Annotated in this window: 12 protein-coding genes; 2 read left to right on the top strand and 10 right to left on the bottom strand. The window is 48.5% G+C overall.

Annotated elements, in window-relative coordinates; translation table 11 throughout:
- Positions 1-430: 430 nt before the first annotated feature.
- Positions 431-1,957, top strand: a complete 1,527-nt coding sequence (locus JXR92_RS08105) for a PAS domain-containing sensor histidine kinase (protein ID WP_138345109.1) — start codon at positions 431-433, stop codon at positions 1,955-1,957.
- Positions 1,958-2,035: 78 nt separating this feature from the next.
- On the opposite strand, the gene JXR92_RS08100 is transcribed toward JXR92_RS08105, so the two are convergent.
- The 9 genes from JXR92_RS08100 to JXR92_RS08060 all read right to left on the bottom strand — a co-directional run bounded on the left by JXR92_RS08100 (position 2,036) and on the right by JXR92_RS08060 (position 17,943).
- Complete coding sequence (locus tag JXR92_RS08100) at positions 2,036-4,279, bottom strand: GH92 family glycosyl hydrolase (protein WP_138345107.1); 2,244 nt, start codon at positions 4,277-4,279, stop codon at positions 2,036-2,038.
- 319 nt (positions 4,280-4,598) lie between these two features.
- Positions 4,599-5,573, bottom strand: coding sequence for a glycoside hydrolase family 130 protein (locus JXR92_RS08095; protein ID WP_117965961.1), 975 nt, complete (start codon positions 5,571-5,573; stop codon positions 4,599-4,601).
- Positions 5,574-5,681: 108 nt separating this feature from the next.
- Entirely contained in the window at positions 5,682-6,989 is a 1,308-nt protein-coding gene (locus tag JXR92_RS08090; protein WP_117588977.1) for an MFS transporter, read from the bottom strand.
- A 16-nt stretch (positions 6,990-7,005) separates the two neighbouring features.
- On the bottom strand, positions 7,006-9,291 hold the full coding sequence (locus JXR92_RS08085; protein WP_171030415.1) for a GH92 family glycosyl hydrolase: 2,286 nt from the start codon (positions 9,289-9,291) through the stop codon (positions 7,006-7,008).
- 214 nt (positions 9,292-9,505) lie between these two features.
- A complete protein-coding gene (locus JXR92_RS08080; protein ID WP_117588989.1) occupies positions 9,506-10,657 on the bottom strand; it encodes a DUF1735 and LamG domain-containing protein in 1,152 nt (383 codons plus the stop codon).
- A gap of 27 nt (positions 10,658-10,684) precedes the next feature.
- The gene (locus JXR92_RS08075; RefSeq protein ID WP_117601153.1) at positions 10,685-11,794 is read right to left on the bottom strand and encodes a glycoside hydrolase family 18; all 1,110 of its coding nucleotides are present in this window, start codon (positions 11,792-11,794) and stop codon (positions 10,685-10,687) included.
- Between the two features lie 33 nt (positions 11,795-11,827).
- A complete protein-coding gene (locus JXR92_RS08070; RefSeq protein WP_117958554.1) occupies positions 11,828-13,459 on the bottom strand; it encodes a SusD/RagB family nutrient-binding outer membrane lipoprotein in 1,632 nt (543 codons plus the stop codon).
- A 16-nt stretch (positions 13,460-13,475) separates the two neighbouring features.
- Positions 13,476-16,766 carry a TonB-dependent receptor gene (locus JXR92_RS08065; RefSeq protein ID WP_226791310.1) on the bottom strand — a complete coding sequence of 1,097 codons (3,291 nt, stop codon included), beginning with the start codon at positions 16,764-16,766 and terminating at the stop codon, positions 13,476-13,478.
- Between the two features lie 256 nt (positions 16,767-17,022).
- On the bottom strand, positions 17,023-17,943 hold the full coding sequence (locus JXR92_RS08060) for a FecR family protein (protein WP_117958555.1): 921 nt from the start codon (positions 17,941-17,943) through the stop codon (positions 17,023-17,025).
- Positions 17,944-18,161: 218 nt separating this feature from the next.
- Here JXR92_RS08060 and JXR92_RS08055 point away from each other — a divergent pair, with 218 nt between their 5' ends.
- Positions 18,162-18,716, top strand: a complete 555-nt coding sequence (locus JXR92_RS08055; protein WP_117588972.1) for an RNA polymerase sigma-70 factor — start codon at positions 18,162-18,164, stop codon at positions 18,714-18,716.
- 58 nt (positions 18,717-18,774) lie between these two features.
- Here JXR92_RS08055 and JXR92_RS08050 read toward each other — a convergent pair whose 3' ends face one another.
- Entirely contained in the window at positions 18,775-21,054 is a 2,280-nt protein-coding gene (locus JXR92_RS08050; RefSeq protein ID WP_138345105.1) for a GH92 family glycosyl hydrolase, read from the bottom strand.
- Positions 21,055-21,134 lie beyond the last annotated feature (80 nt).

The following is a 21,134-nucleotide window of genomic DNA, read 5'->3' as shown; positions in this document are numbered from 1 at the left end:
ACAATTCTCTCTAACAATTTTTAATGGCAAGCTATACAAAGCGTGACGGTCAAATACCATCACGCTTTGTTTGCATATACACTTTATTCTCCTCATCATACCGTACATCCCAAAAAATATACTACTTTTGCACCAAAGTCTTGGCAGTTATAGTGATAACGGCCATTTTTGACTTGATTCGATAAGAACGCAAGAAGCGAAAGTTATTATCCCTGCCTATTCGGAATCTGGAAAATTCAATAAACGTCATGGGATGATAGCAACAGTTTCTTCACGTCTATGTTATTATATACTTAGGCGTGGGGACTGTTGTCTATTTATGACGTGGGCATTTTCCAGAGCCTCGAATGCAGATAGGCAATAACAGTCCTCGCGCTTTTTATATAATAACCTTCGTCAACGGGGACAGACGAAATGAAAGACACCGCGTATGCATCTTACATTATTTGGAGAAATACAGTTATTTCTGTTGATTGCCGCTACATCTGCAAGCTTTCTATACTGGATAAATTATAAATACAAAAGTCTGAACAGGCAGATTATCCGGGCAATAGACATTCCGGTATATCTGCTGAACAGACAAGGTTTTGTCGTAAAACTACTTAATACACCTACCGAAAAGGCAAACAGACTTCCGTTCCTGAATCCGGGAGTTCTAAATATCAATAATTTAGTGACAGACGCCGATGAATGCCGGAAATACATGACGTCGCTGTTACGCGTACTGAATACCCGCACTTCGGACAGCCTGACCCTAAAGATAAGAATAGAAAGTGGTGAGAAACTATATATCGCAGTGCGCATGGTCTACCTCAACAGAAATTATGTCATAGCCTTCATACGCGACATTACGGAAGATGAAGTCCAACGCCGGGAAAACGAAAAATACCGTTTCTTCCTTGAAAGTATTCTGGAGAACCTTCCCATCGCCACTACAGTAAAAGATAAAAACGATGAAGGACGTTACCTGATATGGAACAAAAAAGCGGCAGAGATGATGGAAGTCCCCGCTGAGGATATTGTGGGACACTATGAAGAGGAGTTCAAACCCCTAATGCAAGATAATTTCATCCAAGAGACAGACAAAGAAGTTGAAGAGTCGGAAACTCCCCAGTCCTACATCAAACACTTTGTCAATCCCAAAGGCAGAGAGTATATTCTGTCGTTTCACAAAACGCTGGTGTCCTACAACAAAGGGAAAGAGAGGTGGATTGTCAGTTCTGCACTGGACATCACCGAACTGCTGGCAGCCAAAGAGAAAGCAGAAGAAGCCAACCGCCTGAAATCGGCTTTTCTCGCCAACATGAGCCACGAGATACGTACTCCGCTAAACGCCATCGTCGGATTCTCCTCCATACTTTCCGATTATATACAAGACGAAGATACAAAGGAATACATACATATCATCGAAGAAAACACCCAACTGCTGCTGCAACTGATTAATGATATTCTCGACCTGTCACGCATCGAAGCTGGCATTCTCGAATTCACAGAAGGAGATATGGATGTAAACAAGACGCTTGATGAAATGCAGACGATGGCAAAACTGAAACTTCCGTCCGAAGTCAGTATACGTCTCCTGCCCGGTGCGGATTACTGTATTATTCACACAGTCCCCAAACGGGTAAGACAAGTACTGAACAACTATCTGTCAAACGCCCTCAAGCATACGGAAGAAGGTTTCATCGACATTGGTTATCACCTGCCGCAAGAAGACAGGATTCGCTTCTTTGTCCGTGATACCGGTTGCGGCATTCCTCCTGAAAAGCAAAAGGATGTATTCGAACGCTTTGTCAAGCTAAACAGTTTTAAACAAGGCACGGGTCTCGGACTCTCCATCTGCACCATGATTGCCGAGAAAATGAACGGAAAAGTGGGCGTCAGCTCTATTCCGGGGAAAGGTTCCGAATTCTGGTTCGAAATACCCTATCAACCTACCGGAAGCCAACCTGCATAGAAAAGCCCGCCACTGACATGAACTCTGTCAACGACGGGCAACCTAAACCATCACCGATGCTATCCTGACTCACAATACCTATCGAAGACTAAATCGCAGTTTTCCACTCTGCACCAGTTCTTCATGAGTGATACGATATCGGGACAGTTTTTTTCCTCCCAGTTCCATTTCACGGATATAAAGCGACTCTGCCGACGGGCGTTCCGTCTCTATCACCAGTTGGTCGCGTCCCCAATACTTAGGGTCGAGCTTTATGGTCACCTTATCAAATACCGGAGTAGACAGCGTATAAGCCGGTTCTCCGGGACAATCCGGATAAAAGCCCATCATATTGAAGATAGCCCAAGCGGACATCGTTCCGGTATCATCATTGCCGGGAATTCCGTCGGGGGCATTCTTGAAATACTTCTGCAAAAGGCGGTGCAGCTCTTTCTGCGTGCGCCACTCCTCACCCTTGAAATAAGAAAAAAGATGGGCGTATGCAATGTCCGGTTCGTTGGCAGGGTCGTACAGTCCTTCGTCGAACACACGCTGAAGCTTGTCTACGAACGGCTTCTTTCCACCCATGAGCCGGGCAAGCCCTTTCACATCGTGGGGAACATAGAAAGTATAGTTCCAGGCACAACCTTCGTGAAATCCGGGGTTCGGCTCAAAGTTCTCTCCCTGCCTCGGGTCGAAAGGAGCATAGAATTCACCGTTAGGCAGGATAGGACGGAAAGTACCGTACTCCTTACAGTAATAATGCTTGTAGCCCAGCGAACGTTCGTGGAACAGACGGGCATCCTCCTTCTTGCCAAGCGCAGCGGCTATGCGCGACAAGGCATTGTCGGCAATATAGTATTCCAGGGCATGCGAAACGGAATTGTCATACTGCTCCCGCAGGGGCACATATCCCAATGATACGTAGTCGTCATTGTCCGGACGGAGCAGATTCTCCGCTCCCGGCAGGGTGGCTCCCTTGCACATGGCCTCGTAGGCCAGTTCTATATCAAAGTCGCGCAGACCTTTCAGCCAGGTGTCGACGATGACGGGAATGGAAGGGTCACCTTCCATGGTCAGCGTCTCACGTCCGTAGAGTTCCCATTTGGGAAGCCAGCCGTGTTCGCGGTACATGTCGAGCATGGAACGCACCATCTGCAATTGTCGTTCGGGATATACCAGCGTAAGAAGCTGGTGCACATTGCGGTAAGTGTCCCACAAAGAAAAGACGGTATAACGGTCGCCTTGGGTAGTCAAAATCTTATCACTCTCCATAGCGGGATATTCCCCGTTCACATCTTGCAGGATATTGGGATGTATCAGCGTATGATAGAGTGCCGTATAAAAAACGGTTTTCTGTTCCTCCGTACCTCCTTCTACAAGGATGCGCGAAAGGTCATCGTTCCAGCGGCGACGGGCTTCCTCCAGCACTTGACCGAAGTTCTTTCCCTGCTGCTCGGTATCCAGATTGAGGCGGGCATTCTCCATGCTCACAAAAGAGACTCCCATCTGTACTTCCACCTGCTCGCCTTCTTCGGTATCGAATGTAAGATAGGCGCCGATATCATCTCCCGCCAGTTCCTTCTGGTAGCGGGTGTAAAGTTTGTAGCGTCCGTTATCGGGGTCCCATTCGGCCTCTACACCGGTCATGGGGCGCTGCTTCTTCCAGTAGCCCGAAGCAGCAGGCTGCTTGTTGACACGCATCACAAAGTAGATGGGGAAAACGGCCTGCGGATTATAGCAGAAAGTACCCAGCAGCTTCATACCTTCAAACTCGCACTCACCCGTCCGACGCAGAAAAGCTCCCGATTCATTGGTCAGACCTTCGCCCAGATTCAGCAGTACATGGCTTTGCCCAGCAGGAAAGGTGAAACGCGCCACACCCGTGCGGGGAGTTGCCGTCACTTCCGTCTTCACATTGTAGCGGGTCAGGAAGTTGCTGTAATATCCGGGGGATGCCTGCTCGTCCTTATAGCGGCTTCCATACTCCTTATAATCCACGGACAACTCTCCCGTAGTGGGCATCAGCAGCAAAGAACCCAATTCCGGACAGCCCACACCGCTCAAATTGACATGCGAATATCCGGTGAAGAAACAATTGTGATACTCATAGGGAGTGGACCACCAGCGGGCATCTTTATCGTATTTGTTGTCCTCCGAGCCCATCACGTTGAAGGGCACTACGGACATCATTCCATTGGGACAGACGGCTCCCGGATTTGTAGTGCCGAAGTTGGTGGTACCAATAAAAGGATTCACATAGTCCGTCGGTTGCTTCTCCGCAGCCATAGATGCCGTGAGCATTCCAAAGGAGATGATACAGAAAGTAATCAGTCGTTTCATAATATAGTAGGGATTTGTTCTTTATTAGTTAGTGAGCACGCTACCCATGCCGGTGTCATTGCATGCACTCTGCAGCGTTACTGCAAACGGTCTGCAGTGACACTGCAAACTACTTTGCAGTAGCGCTGCAACAGCTTTGCAGTAACGCTGCATCAGCTTTGCAGTGGCGCTGCAACGGCTTTGCAGTGGCGCTGCAACGGCTCTGCAGTATCACTGCAAAAAGCATGCAGTATCTTTGCAGTGATATTTCACTAAGTATAAGACAGTTACGGCAGACGTTTTTTTCAGCAATACCAAGCGCCTGCCAACTGCTTGGTGCTTACAAAATACTTGTGCGCTTCGTGAACTCCAGAATCTCGCGGATATAGCCAAAGGCAAGCCCCACTACCGTATCGGCTGCACCGTAGTATACAGCTACACGTTCTCCATCCTGCAATGCTGCGCAAGGGAACACCACATTGGGTACATCGCCTGCCAGTTCGTATGGAGCAGCAGGCGCAAGCAGATACTCACGGGTGCGGTAGAGCAACTTGGCAGGATTGTCCTTATCCAGAATAGCCGCCCCCATGGAGTAACGGAAACCGTTGCAAGTGGTTATCACGCCGTGATAGAACATCAGCCAACCTTCGTCCGTGAGGAACGGTACCGAACCCGCCCCTATCTTGGTGCATTGCCAGGCACTTTCGGGGAAAGGTGTGGGAGCCATCACATGGCGGTGTTCGCCCCAGAACTTCATGTCGGGGCTGAAGCTGATGTAGATGTCGCCAAAAGGTGTATGGCCACTGTCGCTGGGACGGCTCAAGAGTGCATATTTGCCATCGAACCTCTGAGGCAACAATACACCGTTGCGATTGAAAGGCAAGAAAGCATTCTCGCACTGGAAGAACTCCTTGAAATCGAAAGTATAGCCGATACCGATGGTGGGACCGTAGTAGCCGTTGCACCACGTAATCCAGTAGCGATCCTCAATCCATGTCACGCGCGGGTCGTATTTATATTCGGACTCTATCATGTCCGTATTCCCGGCCTTGAACTTGATTGGCTCATGCTCTATTTCCCAGTGGATGCCGTCCTTGCTGAAACCGGCAAAAATATTCATCTGCACCGCCCGGTTGTCACAACGGAACACACCGGCAAATCCGTCGCCAAAAGGCACCACTGCACTATTGAAGATACTGTTGGACGTCGGAATATGGTAACGTCCGATAACGGGATTCTGCGAATAACGCCACATCACGTCCGCACAATCTGCCGGACGCTCTTCCCAAGGGATTGAAGTAAATTTATTGTTCATAATATTTTGGATTTTTATCTTTGCACCACAGATTACACAGATGGGCACAGATTATATTCTTTTATTCAATAGTTTTTTATGCAACAAGTCTCATTCATGCTGCAAAGCTTACTTCACCTCATCGTCATGCGTAAAGGGAATGAAGTATGTTATCAGCAACGACGGTACGGCGGCCAACAGCACGTAAGTGAAGAACTTCTCGTACCCCAACAAATCACTAAAGAAACCACTCATCATCCCCGGAAGCATCACTCCCAAATTCATGATGCCGGAAGCAAAGGCGTAGTGTGACATCTGATGCTTGCCGGGAGCAATCTGCTGCATCATGAACAACGTCAGCCCCACGAAGCCGAAGCCGTAACCGAAATACTCCGCCACGATGCCCGCACCTATCAGATAAAGGTTCTCCGGTTGATAAATGGCGAGTAGCGTGTAGGCCACGAACGGAAAGTTGAACACGATGCAGAGCGAAAACAGCGTCTTCTTCAGCCCGCGCTTCGACACGTAGATGCCTGCCAACAAGGATCCCAGCACAAAAGCCGCTGAACCGAAGACACCGTTCAACGTACCGATTTCAGTAAGCGAAAGCCCCAATCCCCCCACCTCACGCGAGGAGCGCAAGAAGAGCGGTGCAATCTTCATCACAAGCCCTTCAGCAAAGCGGTAGAGGATAATGAAGCAAATGTAATAGAAGATGTGGCGCTTTGTGAAGAAATTCCTTATCACCGCCCACAGTTCCCGCATCACCTCCGCGCCCGAACGCTTGGCGTCCTGCCGCTTCTGCGTGCACGGCAACATCCGTGAATGATACCCCCCCAACAGCAACAGCAACACGGCAATGACGATAAAGATAATCATCCACGCTTCCTTATAAGCAGACATGTTCTCCTGCATAGAACGGCCTTCCATCGCCCCGAAACTCTGGGCCAGCATACCCGCCATCGCCACCAGTCCGCCGTTCGCCACCAATTTGGCGATGTTGTAGAAAGCCCCCTGCACACCGATGTACTTGGCTTGGTCGGCAGGTGACAGTTCCGCCATATACACGCCATCGCAGGCTATATCGTGCGTGGCTCCGCTGAAAGCGATGACTGCCATTGTCGAAATACTAATGGCAAAAAAGTAATCGAACTTCAACGAAAAAGCCACCAGTCCGAACAGCAATCCGCTCAACAACTGGGTGATAACCACAAAGAACTTCTTTGTGCGGTACATCTCCAGGAACGGACTCCAAAGGAACTTCAACGTCCAGGGCATCATGATGATAGAAGTCCAGAAGGCAATCTGCGTGTCGGATATGCCCAAATCCTTAAACATGAACGTAGAGACCAGGTTGACTGCAATGAAAGGCAGCCCCATGGCAAAATAAACGGAAGGCACCCAGGAAACCGGGTTACGGTAATTATTGTGATTCATAACTAATCGCACGTTATCAATTGTTTGTCTTTACCGGCTTGTCGCCCATTATCAACTCCAAAGTGCCACCGTCCGTTATGTCCTGATGCGTAAAGAACGGGCGTACCAATTCCTCGCCGTTCAACAACATCTTCTGAACATACTTGTTCGTACGACTGTTGTCCGTGGCCACCACCGTGAATTTCTTTCCATCCTTAAGGTTCACTGTCGCCTTGTCGAACAACGGGCGACCGATGGAATAGAGCGGACGGCCTGGGCAAACTTGGTAGAAGCCCATGGCATTCAGTACATACCATGCCGACATCTGCCCACAGTCTTCATTACCCGAAAGCCCGTTCGGATTGTTGAAATAAAGCGTCTGCAGTACCTCGTCCACCAACTCCTGCGTGCGCCAGGGTTGGCCCACATAGTTGTAGAAGTGAATGATATGGTGACTCGGCTCATTACCATGGGCATACTGCCCTATCAGGCCGGAAATGTCGGCAGACACTAGTTCACCTTCCAGTGAAGAATCGGCCACGAACAGCGAGTCCAACTTACCGATAAAAGCTTCACGGCCTCCCATCAGTTCCACCAGTCCCTCCACATCGTGAGGAACAAACCAGGTCCATTGCCAGGCAGTCCCCTCACAATAGTCATCACTGCGATGGTTGGAAGAGCGGGGATTGAACGGCGTACGCCAATTGCCTTTGCTATCCAGTCCACGCATAAAACGGGTAACTGGATCGAAATAGTTCTGATAGCCCTTGCTGAAATCAGCATACTTCCGTTGGTTCAGCGTGTCGCCCAACTCACCGGCCAGCACAGAGATGCACCAGTCATCGTAGGCATACTCCAAGGCCTTAGCTACTGCTTCATTATCCTTGTCGCAAGGCACGTAACCGACCTTGTTCTTCCAATATTTGGCCTGCGGCATCAAATGAGGCAATACCAAAGGATGGGTGATAATACCAGTAGTGTCATACTCCGCCACACGCAGGCAAGCGCGGTATGCCTTCTGTACATCAAAGTCGCGATAGCCCTTCATATAGGCATCTGCCACAAGGGAGGCAGCATGATAGCCTATCATCGTGCCCGTATAGTTGCCCGCCAATTCCCACATGGGAAATACACCGCCTTCGCGCTCCTTCTGGATGAGCGAGCGGATGAAAGCTTGGTTCAAATCCGGATTGATAATCGTCATCAACGGGTGGTAGGCACGGAACGTGTCCCACAAAGAGAAAATGGTATAGACGGGCTCTTCCACGCTACCCTGATGCACTTTCAAATCCATGCCAAAATAACGCCCGTCGGCATCGGTAAACAGATTGGGCTGCATACCCGTATGATAAAGCGCCGTATAGAACATGGTACGCTGGTCTTCATCCTCCGTCTCGATATCTATCTTGGCAAGGTATTCATTCCATGATTGGCGGGCTGCCCGACGCACTCCGTCAAAATCCCATCCGGGTATCTCCGCTTCCACATTCCGGCGGGCACCGTCCATATCCACAGCTGAAACACCCACCTTCACCATCACCTGCTCATCCTTCTCCGTCTGGAATTGCAATAGCACCTTGGCGGTGGGCAGCAGCGGTTCCCCTTCATCCAATGCCATGGAATCGGTCACCATTGTATAAGTAAACGGTTTGGAGAACTTGGCATAGAAGTTTATGTATTGATCGAAAGCCCAGTAAACGGTTTTCTTATGTCCGCGGATTTCTGTATCACTGATGACTTCCAGCTTCATCTCTTCATTCTTCTGACGCTGGAGGCTGTAGTCAAGGTCAAGGATAAATCCTGCTTTCCCAGACTTGGGAAACGTGTAGCGATGAATGGCGGCGCGCTTGGTAGAGGTCAACTCGGCTTGTACGCCATAACGGTTGAGGAATACGGAATAATATCCCGGTTCTGCCTTCTCCCGCCCGTGCGAGAAAGGCGAGGCGTATGCCATTTGCTGGCTCTTCTTCCCCATCGCATGATAGTCCTGACGGCCCACGGTGGGCATCAGCAGCACATCGCCATAATCACCGCAACCCGTTCCACTGAGGTGCGTGTGCGAGAATCCGTTAATGGTGGAATCGGCATAGTAATAACCGGAACAAGCATCCCACTGAAAGATGCGCGTGTCGGGGCTCGGCTGAATCATCCCGTTGGGTACCACTGCGCCCGGATAGGTATGTCCGTGCCCCCCCGTACCGATAAACGGATTTACGTAAGATGCATAGTCTTCCCCTGAAGAAGCCGGAGTACAGTTGCATACCGCCATGCCCAACCACAAGAGACATCCGGCTTGCCATGCAATAGATTTCATGTTTTTCATCCTAAATTTAAGTTTATTGAGACACATTCTTTTGCCTTTTATTGGTTAATAAAACAATTCACTCGGCAAAAACACTAATACTGCAGATTATTTTTTAATTTTAATTAGCAGAATAGAAGGATAAAGAATAAAGACATGTCGGTAAAAGAAAGAATGCAAGTTCTTGTAATTGGTAGTTGCAAGAACTTGCATTCATATCCAAACCGGAATCCTGCTATTTAATAGTTATCGGTTCATCCAATTCCACGATGCCGAGGGCTTTATCGCCTCCATTCACCAATCCGTCCATTCCATGACCGGAAGCATCTTTCACTTTCCACGTCTCTCCGTCTTGGAACTGGTCGGTTCCGTTCAACTTATAATAAGCAGCAAGGCCTTCCGATTTCGGGTCAACCGTAATCATGTTTTCCTTGATTTGACTCTCCGTGCGCGACACATTCCAAAGTCTGACTTCGCTCATGCGACCATAGAACGGACGTTCGCCCCACATGAATCCGGCCACCTTACCGATAAAGAAGTCGCCCTTACCGAAATCGAAGCTCGGAATATCCCAAACCGCTTCGGAAGCTTTTTCTCCATTGATGAAGATGGCAGTCTTGCCGGTAGGCTGATTGTAAGTGAACGCCACGTGATACCATTTCCCGGTTCCCAAAGCCTGAGAAACGCTGTATTCCGATTTGCCTGCAATCTGCAAATGGTCTTTCTCCAGCAAAGGTGCATCACCGATACGGAAAATCAGAGTTCCCTCGCATCCCATAACAGTATTGTTGTTTCCAAAGAAATCAATATAAATCAATGCTTCGTAAGTAACGGATGTGAATTGGGTACCGGGAAGCAAAGGTATCCTCACATAATTGTTATACACACGAGCCACCTTCATAATCCGCACGGGCTTGTGGAGGATAAAATAAACCACATCTCCCCCTTGGGAAACCGGTAGAGAAGCAGACCGTACACGCACCGGAAGCAGATAAGACTTACCTTCTTCCACCTTATCCAACTTAGAAAATTTCACCGATACCGATCCGGCATACACCTCTCCGGAAGGAACAGTGGCAACAGCATTTCCCAAATCTACGGCAGTAGCATCGAACATCTCATATTCCGTTCCATACTTTTTGTTATAAGCCTCAATTACAGAAGTATCGGCCACTTCATAAGACACCTCTACCTGCGAAGCACACAAGGATGACACACGTGCCCGCAACTCATGGGTCATCGCTTCGCCCTCTTCCACCTCTATCCGGTACTCCCTTTCTTCAAAATAGACCTTAGGTTCCAGCAAATCACTTTCGCTATCATTGCAACTGACCGACAGCATGGCTATGAAGCAAAACACCATATATTTCAACAAATATTTATTCATATCTTTCATATTCTAAAATTTGATTCACTACTTATTTTTTCCTTTGCTTTCTTTCCATTCGTTGAACACACGCTGATTAATCTGTATGGCTTGACGCATCCATTTATAATCGGGTGCATTGTCATAGTCATTATCAAAGCGATAAGCTCCCACACCGCCTTTATACCCTTCTTCCGGCATCCAGGCGGCCTGTTTCAACAATTGCCCTCCATTGGAAGCAAACGATTCGAAGTTCTCCGTGACAATGAGTTTCTCATTGATATTGCCAGGCGAATGCAAATAAGGAGAAGCTTGCCCATACGCCTGAGCTATCCAGTAATCCACATAATCTTCTATCTCAGGCAAGAAATCATTGATATGCCCGTCGATGCATAGCAGTTTATGCCCTTTGTTCTCCGGGTCGCTCTTAGGACCGATGTATTTGCCCAACTCTTTCACCACGAAACCGATGTTACGGCTGCCGATAGTACCGTCGGAATCATTGAAACCGTTACCCGGTTCCCAGTCGATATCATATCCGTCCCACTCGCCGGTCACCAACGAGTCACAGATGGCTTTGGCAAATTTGGAAAGAGCCCGTTCCAGCTCTTCCTTGTTGTTCAAGTCATGCGAAGTAAACCCCCAGAAGTCCCAGCGAGCAAACTTTCTTTCTTCTGTCAGCTTAGCTTCGCTCCAACCCTCTTCTATGGCTTTTTTTTCCACTTCATCGTATACCGAAGTAGGGGTGCGCCCTTTGCCCAAGTGTGAAAGCAGGCAGACTTCCAATAACCTGATGCCTTTCACTTTTTGCACAAACTCCTTGTCTTTCTTCTGCGCCTCAGTGATTTCATAACGTCCTGGGGCACCGCTCCACATAGATATGATATCCATACTATCGGGCACAGAAGTGAGATACCCCCTCCGCATGGCTCCCGTCGGCGCCCAGTTGGAAAACCAGCCGAACGCAACGGGGCGGCCATAATTCTTGGCGGTTTCTTTATACGCGCGCAAGTCGGCATAGTACGCTTCGCTCTCCACGTCATCTTTGGTATTGTTACCACCGATATGATCTATCTCAATGCTCTCAATATCCGTGCAGGCAGTAGCCATCAAACCAAGCAACGGAACAATATATAATAGTTTCTTCAATTTTTTCATATTTTTCTTATTTCTAACGTAAGACATCGTTTATCACTTGCAATCCCACCACAGACGGGTAGAAGATTTGTCTTCACCACCCTTCCCATTATTGAGCAACTTCAGGATGGCCTGATAGTTGGCCTCGTCCTCCGTTGTCTGATGGAAACTGGTCGGATAAATCATTCGGCGCACTCCTTTTTCAATGGTGGCTCCTTGGAACGAACCTCTGTTTGCCATCACCGGATTCAAGTCGGGATAGCCAGTTCTTCTCCACTCCGTCCAAGCCTCTTGACCGTTGGGAAAGAGCGCAAGCCACTTCTGGATAATAATCTTCTCCAATTTTTCTTCCCGGCTGCCTTCAAACTTGACTGTAACGGCACGAGGGGCGGAAAAACTGCAAGAGTAAGAACCACCGAACTCATGCTTGATTGGTACATTGCCGGAGTTCATGTAATCATCGACCGAAGCTGTCACCCCGTTTTCCTGGAACGACATCCCAATACCTTGCTTGTAGAGTTCGTCGGCATTACCGAATTCACCTCCCCACACCAAAGCAGCTTCAGCACGTAAGAAATAGACTTCGGAAGCACGCATCCAATAGGTCGGAGTGTCACCTTTGATATTCGGCTTTGAGAATGTCGTATAGACATCGTTCTGCCCGTAAAGATGCCCGGCAGGAATGGCTTGATATTTCTTGCCATCGAATGCCAACTGTCCCAAAGTACATTTGTCATCCACCGGTTTGAAGTAAGCGCTCAGACGTGGGTCTTCGTAACCCATCAGGTAAGAGAACATGGACGACCCCATGCGCGATTCATTGTACTGCTCGGCCAACCACTCGATGTTGTTGCGGAAAGTGATGCCCGCACCCGAACTCATCTGCGCCTCTTCGTCTTTGGAGGTCATCACTCCGATGGAGTGTTTCACGGCCAAAGCCGCATACCGCTTTGCCAGTTCGGCATCGGCAAAACGTACGCGCATCGCCAGACGAAGCATCAGCGAATTGGCATACTTCACCCATTTCCTAGAGTCACCCGCATAAACCGCATCATAATCTCCCATAATGGTCACCCCGGCATCCGCTTTCTTGGTCAAAACCTCCACAGCATCGGCCAAGTCTTTGAACATGGCAGCATATATGTCCTTCTCCAAGTCGAAAGGAATGTTCATCGTAGCATCGGCTGCATGTGAATAAGGCATCGGCCCGAAACTCTCCAACGCCTTGTGCCAAGCAGAAATCTTCAATACTTGTGCCAAGGCAAAGACTTCGGGAGTGTCGTTCTTTTCAGAAGCGGCTTTCAATTTTTTCCACGGGTCGAGTGCATTGGTATAAGAACGTGCATAAGTACCCTTAATCCATCCGTCAATCAAATAATAACTGGTATTGTTGTTACCACCGTTCCAAGAGTTGTTTTGTGAGAAGAATCCACTCCAGCAGTCGGCAGACAGATGATAGTCGGTCTGGTACATGTTGATGATGTCCGTATCGTCGGCTTGTGTCCCTACCGGGAAGACGGTCTGCTCCATCGTTGTCACCAATCCTCCGACGGCAACACCGTCCATGGCTTCTTCCTTCTCGTTCATTTCAGCCCAATTGGTATTGATTTCCTCGTAATCGCAGGATGCCAACAATGCTAGGGCATATATTCCCGCTAAAAGCTTATATTGATTTATCTTTTTCATATTAAAAGTCGGTCTGTTATAATTTGAATTTAATACCAAAGCCAAAGCTACGCACACTTGGCTGCATAAAGTAATCGTTGCCTTGTCCGTAGGTGGCGGTAGAGGGAGTCAGTTCGGGGTCGAACGGAGCCTCGCAGTACAACATCCAGGGATTGTTGGCAATGAAGGAAACCGTCACGTCCTTCAGTACGTTGCCAAACCAGCGGTTGGGCATGGTGTAGCTGAGTGTCAACTCCTGCAAACGGATGTTGGTAGCGCTGTAGACATAGTAGCCGGAGGTCTCGTAACCTCCTGTACCAATCATCTGGTAGTAGGTCTTTGCATCTACCCTGCCCTGTCCCGGCAATAATGCACCGCCATTGTCACGTGCCTCGGCCGAACGCTTCGACACGCCGAAACGGTCGAGCAATGCTTCGGTAGAGGAGGTAACCACACCTCCGAAACGTCCGTTGAGCAGGAAGCTGAGTCCGAGTCCTTTGTACGACAAGGAGTTGTTCCATCCCATATTGAAGTCGGGGGAAGTCTTGCCCAAATAGACGGGCTTACCGCTATTATCCAGTTCAAACGTACCGTCACTCTTTATCTCTACATAACCCTGATGATCTTTCTTCAAGAAGGTATTGGCGTAAATGTCGTGAATGCTGCCACCTTTCCTCAAAATGATACGTCCGCCATCTTTCACAACTTCAGAAATCTGGATGGGATCGTCCAACAAATCAGTATGGTAACCATCCACCATTTCTTTAATTCTGTTGACGTTACGCGAAAATGTCAATGTGGAGGAGAATGCCAGTCCGTTCTTCAGCTTGTCATTGTAACCCAAAGAGGCTTCCCATCCGCGGTTCTCCACATTACCGGCCTGCAAGTAAATCTGCTTGTAACCGGTAAATTCAGGCAAGTTACCCAAGAAAGTCTGGTTCTTGGTATTGGAATGGTAGTAAGTGACTTCTGCACTCAACTTGTTCCACAAACGCAAACTTAAACCGAATTCATACGAACGGGTACGCTCTGCCTTGAAGTCGGTAAACGGATAGATATAGGTAGGCTTCACCGTACCGCCGTCAATGGGAGTTGTCACCGTACCGGGAGTCAGACCGGAACGGGAAATTGGAGCGCCCACTTCGGTAAAGGAACCACGTACCTTCAAGTAAGAAATGAACCGGGGCAAATCTACCATTTCGGAAATGATGGCCGACAAACCTACGGAAGGATAGAAGAAGGACTCTTCGTCGGTGTTCACCAGACGGGAGTTCCAGTCGTTACGTCCGGTCAGCGTCAAGTAAAGCATACTCTTCCAGCCTAATTCCACATTGGCAAAGACGGCATGGTTGCGCACGCGGCTATCACCGCCCTTTTCGGAGACACGTCCATTGGCCGGGTCGATGTTGACTGCCACGAATTTATTGGGTACCAGGCTCAATGTTCCTTTATATCCTCTCTCCAATAGCCAATAGTTAGAATAGCTCCAGCCCAAGTTAGCAGCAATGCTGAAGTCCCGGATATGCTTGTTGACATTCAGCATGAAGTCGGCGTATTCTTGGCGGTCGTTATAGTTGCTGTAGCCATAATGTCCTTTCTTTCCCTCGGCAAACTTCTGGTCGGAAGTGGCGTAAATCTTGCGTTCGAAGAGCACATGCGTATCGTCCATGCGGAAGCGTGCGGCGGCGTTCAGCCAGTCGGTAATCTTGTAGGTCAGCCCCACGTTGAACATGTAGCGGCTCTTCTCGTTGGTAGCCACATTGCGGTAGGCAGTCCAGTAAGGGTTCTGCGAAGCGTAGGTAGGTTCGGACACCGGCCAGTATTGTACGGGAAACTTACGGCTGTCATCATAACGCTCAAAAGTCTTGATGTCTTCAAAGTTTTCTCCCCGCGGGAAGAGGTAGGCAGCCATCACCGGATTCCAGTACTGTCCTTGCGACACCATGTTGCGGTCTTTCTGCTTCACATACGACGCGCCCAGGTCGAGTTGCAGTTTATCCTTGAAGAAGGTGGCAGTGTTGCGGATAGTGAAGTTCAGACGGTCGTAAGAGTTATTGGGCACAATACCGGCCGAGTTGGTGGATGATACGGACGCGAACGTCTGGTTCTGCTTGGTGCCCGTGGTCAATGTCAACGAGTTGATGAAGTTGGTTCCGGTATTGAAGAAGTCGTCCTTCGGATCGTAGGCAGAAGGGGTAGCCAGCTTTTCTCCCCAGCTTTCGTACATGTCCTTTTTATTGCCGTAGGTGCTCTGGAACTCCGGTGTCATGTAGGCTTTGCTAAACTCCGTGGAAGAAGAGAACTGGACGGAAAGTTTTCCTTCCTTGCCCTTTTTGGTAGTAATCAGAATCACCCCGTTGGCGGCGCTGCTACCGTACAAGGCGGCTGCCGAAGGGCCGCTCAACACGGAGAGGCTTTCGATGTCTTCGGGGTTGAAGTCAGCAATACCTTCCGTTCCGGCCTTGCCCTCACCCATGATACCGCTGTCCGTATTCCCCATATTGGTGTTGAACAAAGGGATACCGTCCACCACGTAGAGTGCATTGTTATCGCCCTCGATGGACTTGGCTCCACGCATCACCACGCGGGTAGCTCCTCCCACGCCGCTAGCACTCTTGTTGATGCTTACACCGGCAATCTTTCCGCTCAGCGAGTTCACGAAGTTAGCATCCTTCACACGGACCAGCTCGTCTTGTTTCACCTGCTGCACGTTGTAGCTCAACGCTTTCTCGGCACGCTTGATACCCAGGGCAGTGACCACTACCTCGTTCAGCTTCTGCGAATCTTCTTCCAACAGCACATTCAGGATTCGATCGTCTATTATCTTGATTTCCTTAGTAGTATATCCCACATAAGAGATTTCGAGAACGTCCCCCTTGTTTACCGCCAAGTTGAACTTGCCGTCCAAATCAGTAATGGTACCGGCAATGGTATTCTTCACCTTCACGTTGACGCCAATCAGCGGTTCGCCGGTAGCATCCTTGACCACGCCGTCCACCTTGATTTTGGGTTCTTGTTGCTTTATCTGTTTCGTGGACAAGATTATCTGATTGTCTACCAATGTATAAGTGACATTTGTTCCACGGAACATGTCATCCAGGATCTCTGTTATCTTTCCCGACCGGCTGTTTACCGAAACAATGCGGTCTGCCTGAATCGTCTTGTTATTATAGAGGAACACATAGTCGGAGTTCTCCTCTATCTTATTCAATACATTTTCTATGGAAACACTCGACATAGAAAAGGAGCCTCGCGTCCGCTGGGCGTACCCGTTACTGGCAGGAAGCTGTAATACAACAGCAAAAAGTAGTATTAGACTTATCCTCATAGGTAAAGGAAGTTTTAATTTTAAGGTATATTTAAGGCATACTGCACTAAATGAATGATTATTTTTCATACATTTGCGGTTAACTAAAGTTTATTACTAAATGAACTAAGGTTTGATTCACGGCTTCTTGTCTGCTAAACCAAAATCCGTGAGTTTTTTAATGAGTAGGGAAGAAAGCTGTGGGGACAGTTTTCTTCCTTTTTTGTTTTTGCTCTTCTTATGCTATATCATAGGCTCTTTATGGTTTTAAGGGTTACTAATATAAGTTTACTATAATCCTAGCCTTCGTAAGGGTATCGTCTGCCTGCTGCGCAGCATCTTCCACCCTCCACTTCAAGGCTGCCGACTTTGCCAGATAATCCAAAATCTGCTGCAAGGTCTCTTTGTGGAAAGTCGCCCGGTACTTGTATTCCTTTCCCAACCTATTGTCAAACTCAATATCCACATTGAAATGCCTTGAAAGCCTTTTGAATATCTCTTCCAACGTCGCATTCCTGAAAATCAGCTTTCCGTCTTTCCAAGCCACCTTCTCGTAGACATCCACTTTATTTTTAATCCATTTCCGACTGTTCCGATTGTAAAGCAACTGCTCTCCGGGTAACAATTCCATTGTCTCCTGATTGGGGGTTATCACATTTACCTTACCTTTCTCCAACACCGTACCAATAAGTTCTTCATCCTCGTAGGCAGCCACGTTGAACTTCGTTCCGTATACATATACACTCAATCCATCCGGTGTGTTCACATAAAAAGGACGTTTCTTGTCGGCCTGCACTTCAAAATACGCTTCCCCTTTCAGTTCCACGCTCCGATTGTCTTTCCTGAAAACTATGGGATAACGCAAGGTACTTCCCGCATTGAGCCACGCCACCGAATGGTCAGGAAGCTCATAACGGATGACCGAACCTTTGGCAGCCGTGACTTCGGCGTAGCAGTCTACCGCTTCCGGTCCACTGAAATATAAGTAGCCCAACGTCAGCGAAATCATCAGCAAAGGTAACGTCAAGAATGCGGCATAGCGCATCAAGCTATCATACATCTGCCTACCCCGCTTTTTCCTTATCAACTGCTGTGTCCGTTCAAAAGCTTTGGCCACATCAATTGATTCCATTTCCCGGATATCATCTCCCAATGCTTGTGCTTTCCGAAACAATAAATCCGAATCTAATTTTTCCATAATCTCTAAACCTTATAACCTATTTATAATTGCAATTACATAGATAATACAATCGGGAAATCAAAAAGGGACAGCTAAAACAAAGTTTTTTCAATTGGGTCCTTAATAGCAAAATACTACTTGCCTATTGCCACAGCTTTGTTCTTTTAAATTTCAAAAAGAACCTTTTATTTGACTTTCTTATTGTATATTTGCCTTCGAAATACTGTAGATATATTATGAAACTATCTCTTAATGAACAAAGCAAGAAACAAGTATTCAAGCAGCTCTACGAGGAGTACTATGCCCCCTTCTGCTTGTATGCCAAGCGTTTTGTTGACAATAAAGAGACTCGCGAAGACATTGTTTCCGAAGTATTCGCCTCCCTATGGAACAACATGGACAACTTCGAGATAGACCCGAAAACGATATTGGGTTACCTCAAGATGTGCGTGAGGAACAATTGCCTGAACTACCTGAAGCATCAGGAATATGAATGGAATTATGCGGAAGTCGTCAAAAAGAAAACCCCTGTCTACGAAACGGAACCGGACAGTGTATATACCTTAGACGAAATGTACCGGATGCTGTACGGTACCCTGAACAAGCTTCCCGAGAGCTACCGCATTGTCTTCATCGAGAGCTTCTTCAAGGGAAAAACGCATACAGAAATAGCGGAAGAGCTGAACCTTAGTGTGAAGTCAGTCAACCGCTATAAACAAAAAACATTGGAATTTCTGCGCAACGAGCTAAAAGAATACATGCCGTTGCTGCTGCTATTCATTTCCCGGTAGGACTCCACCTTATTAAAGGTATTGCTCATCAGGGAATCTTGTGAGCATAATAATCCATTTACTCTTCCGGCTTCAGCGGTTCGCTGCCCATAGTCAGTTCCAGTGTACCGCCGTCCACTATATCCTGATGCGTGAAGAATGGAGTCTCCAGCTTATTGCCGTTCAGCACAATGCTCTGCACATACTTGTTATCGCGGCTATTGTTGTGGGCTATCACCTTGAACGACTTGCCGTCTTTCAGATGAACGGTCGCCTCGTTGAACAGCGGGCGTCCGATGGAATATACCGACTTGCCGGGGCATACCTGATAGAAGCCCATCGCATTCAGAATGTACCATGCAGACATCTGTCCGCAGTCTTCATTGCCCGAAAGTCCGTCGGGGTTGTTGAAGTAAAGCGTATGCAGCACCTCATCCACAATCTCCTGCGTACGCCAGGGCTGGCCTACGTAGTTGTAGAGATGGGCAATGTGATGGCTCGGCTCATTGCCGTGAGCATACTGGCCTATCAGACCGGAAATATCCACCGAAGTCGATTCACCTTCCAGCTTGGAATCGGCAGTGAACAGAGAATCCAACTTGCCGATGAAAGCGTCGCGTCCTCCCATCAGTTCTACCAATCCGTCTACATCGTGGGGAACGAACCAAGTCCACTGCCAGGCAGTGCCTTCGCAATAGTCATCGTTACGGTGATTGGATGCGCGGGGGTTGAAAGGCGTACGCCAGTTGCCCTCACTGTCCAGTCCACGCATGAAACGGGTACTCGGATCGAAATAAACTTTATATCCCTCGGCAAAGGCAGCATACTTGTCGCGGTTGACTTCGTCGTCCAAGGCACCTGCCAGTACAGAGATGCACCAGTCATCGTAAGCATACTCCAGTGCTTTTGCCACGGACTCATTGTCTTTGTCGCAAGGCACGTAGCCAATCTTGTTCTTCCAGTACTTGGCCTGCGGCATCAGATGCGGCACAACCAAAGGATGCGTGATAATGCCCGTCGTATCGTATTCTGCCGTACGGAGGCAAGCCTTATAGGCCTCCTGCACGTCGAAGTTACGGTATCCCTTTACATACGAATCCGCTATGAGGGAAGCTGCATGATAACCAATCATGGTACCCGTATAGTTTCCGGCCAGTTCCCACATAGGCAGGACGCCGCCCTCGCGGGACTTCTGGATGAGCGAACGGATGAAAGCCTCGTTCAGTTCAGGATCAATAATCGTCATCAGCGGATGATAGGCACGGAAAGTGTCCCATAAAGAGAAAATGGTGTAGACAGGCTCGTCCACCCTGCCTTGATGGGGCTTCAAGTCCATACCAAAGTAACGTCCGTCGGCATCGGTAAATAAGTTGGGCTGCATGCCCGTGTGGTAAAGTGCCGTGTAGAACATGGTACGCTGGTCGTTGTCCTTCGTATCGATGTCAATCTTGGAGAGATAAGTGTTCCACTGCTGGCGGGCAGCACGGCGCACACCGTCAAAATCCCATCCGGAGATTTCGGCTTCCACATTCTTGCGGGCACCGTCCATATCCACGGCAGACACACCTACCTTTACCAATACCTCCTCATTGGGCTCCGTCTGGAATTGCAGTAAAGCTTTAGCTGTAGGCAGAAGCGGACCGCCTTCGTCCAATGCCATGGAGTCCGTGACCAGCGTATAGGTAAATGGTTTGGAGAACTTGGCGTAGAAGTTGATATACTGGTCGAAAGCCCAATATACAGTCTTCTTGCGTCCACGGATTTCAGTATCGCTGATTACTTCCAGCTCCATCTGTTCATTCTTCTGGCGCTGAATGCTATAATCCAAGTCGAGGATAAAGCCTGCATCTTCCGCTTTCGGGAAGGTATAGCGATGAATCGCCGCACGTTTGGTAGAGGTCAGTTCGGCTTTCACCCCGTAGCGGTCCAAAAATACGGAATAATATCCCGGTTCGGCTGTTTCATTCTCGTGGGAAAAGGCAGAGGCGTACGCCATCTGCTGGCTCTTCGAGCCCATAGAGTGGTAATCCTGCCGCCCTACAGTGGGCATCAGCAACACATCCCCGTAATCGGCACAACCCGTACCGCTGACGTGAGTATGTGAAAATCCGTTGATAGTAGTATCTGCATAGTAATATCCGGAGCAGGCATCCCACTCGTAGATACGCGTGTCGGGGCTGGGCTGAATCATTCCGTTGGGAACTACCGCTCCGGGATAGGTATGCCCATGTCCGCCCGTACCGATGAACGGATTGACGTAAGACGCATAGTCCGGTGCCGTCTGGGTACAGCTGCAAACCGCCCCCAGCAGAAAAAGTCTGCCCAACAGTATGGAACTAGATTTCATGTTTTTCTTCATATTGTTTATTGTATAAGTAAGTGTATAGCTTCATAATAGAATCTTGTTATATGAGAATGCTTGAGGAGGGCCGCCCCATT

Origin of the sequence: Bacteroides parvus (genome assembly GCF_017309675.2) — a bacterium.
GTDB classification, from domain to species: Bacteria; Bacteroidota; Bacteroidia; order Bacteroidales; family Bacteroidaceae; genus Bacteroides; species Bacteroides uniformis.
The sequence above is the reverse complement of the archived record's forward strand: the minus strand, read 5'-3'. Positions and strand labels throughout refer to the sequence as shown.

What these genes read in the sequence shown, in the direction of transcription:
- JXR92_RS08085 (WP_171030415.1), bottom strand. Translation starts at nt 9,291, where the DNA reads ATGAAAAACATGAAATCTATTGCATGGCAAGCCGGATGTCTCTTGTGG.
- JXR92_RS08070 (WP_117958554.1), bottom strand. Translation starts at nt 13,459, where the DNA reads ATGAAAAAGATAAATCAATATAAGCTTTTAGCGGGAATATATGCCCTA.
- JXR92_RS08100 (WP_138345107.1), bottom strand. Translation starts at nt 4,279, where the DNA reads ATGAAACGACTGATTACTTTCTGTATCATCTCCTTTGGAATGCTCACG.
- JXR92_RS08090 (WP_117588977.1), bottom strand. Translation starts at nt 6,989, where the DNA reads ATGAATCACAATAATTACCGTAACCCGGTTTCCTGGGTGCCTTCCGTT.
- JXR92_RS08050 (WP_138345105.1), bottom strand. Translation starts at nt 21,054, where the DNA reads ATGAAGAAAAACATGAAATCTAGTTCCATACTGTTGGGCAGACTTTTT.
- JXR92_RS08105 (WP_138345109.1), top strand. Translation starts at nt 431, where the DNA reads ATGCATCTTACATTATTTGGAGAAATACAGTTATTTCTGTTGATTGCC.
- JXR92_RS08095 (WP_117965961.1), bottom strand. Translation starts at nt 5,573, where the DNA reads ATGAACAATAAATTTACTTCAATCCCTTGGGAAGAGCGTCCGGCAGAT.
- JXR92_RS08060 (WP_117958555.1), bottom strand. Translation starts at nt 17,943, where the DNA reads ATGGAAAAATTAGATTCGGATTTATTGTTTCGGAAAGCACAAGCATTG.
- JXR92_RS08080 (WP_117588989.1), bottom strand. Translation starts at nt 10,657, where the DNA reads ATGAATAAATATTTGTTGAAATATATGGTGTTTTGCTTCATAGCCATG.
- JXR92_RS08065 (WP_226791310.1), bottom strand. Translation starts at nt 16,766, where the DNA reads ATGAGGATAAGTCTAATACTACTTTTTGCTGTTGTATTACAGCTTCCT.
- JXR92_RS08075 (WP_117601153.1), bottom strand. Translation starts at nt 11,794, where the DNA reads ATGAAAAAATTGAAGAAACTATTATATATTGTTCCGTTGCTTGGTTTG.
- JXR92_RS08055 (WP_117588972.1), top strand. Translation starts at nt 18,162, where the DNA reads ATGAAACTATCTCTTAATGAACAAAGCAAGAAACAAGTATTCAAGCAG.